Origin of the sequence: uncultured Cellulomonas sp. (assembly GCF_947494015.1) — a bacterium.
Taxonomy (GTDB): domain Bacteria; phylum Actinomycetota; class Actinomycetes; order Actinomycetales; family Cellulomonadaceae; genus Pengzhenrongella.
The window spans coordinates 1-511 of the sequence record NZ_CANLTL010000039.1 but is presented as its reverse complement, the minus strand read 5'-3'; the positions used below and the strand labels follow the sequence as shown (position 1 = coordinate 511).

The following is a 511-nucleotide window of genomic DNA, read 5'->3' as shown; positions in this document are numbered from 1 at the left end:
GGTGGCATGAGGTGCCCGGACAGCAGGGTGGACTCGGTGAAGTGGATGGGCAGGCCGTACCGGGAGAACCGCTCCAGGGTGCGTAGGGTGCGTTCCTCGCCCCAGTAGCCCTGGTGCATGTGGCTCTGCAGGCCGAGGGCGTCGATGGGGATGCCGGCCTCGAGGACGCCTTCGATGAGGCACTCGTAGGCGGAGGACATGTCGAAGTCGTTGAGCAGCAGGGTGGCGTCGGGGTTGGCGGCGCGGGCCTCGTCGAAGGCCATGCGGATCATCGCGATGCGGCCCTTGTCCAGGGCGAGCTTGGTGATGGCGTTCATGTGCTCTTCGTTGGTGAAGACGGGCATGATGACGACCTCGTTGATGGCGTCCCAGATGTCCACGACGCCGGCGAAGTCGGTGACCTCGCGGCGGATGCGGGCGCGTTGGGCGGCCTCGATCTGGTCGACGGGCAGGTCGCGCAGCCAGTCCGCGGTCACGGTGTGCCAGACCAGCGGGTGGCCCTTGACGGTGA

Annotated in this window: 1 protein-coding gene; it reads right to left on the bottom strand. The window is 67.5% G+C overall.

Annotated elements, in window-relative coordinates; all coding sequences use genetic code 11:
- Positions 1-511, bottom strand: a 511-nt coding sequence (locus tag Q0840_RS18980; RefSeq protein WP_298462741.1) for an endo-1,4-beta-xylanase, incomplete at both ends; no start/stop codon positions are given.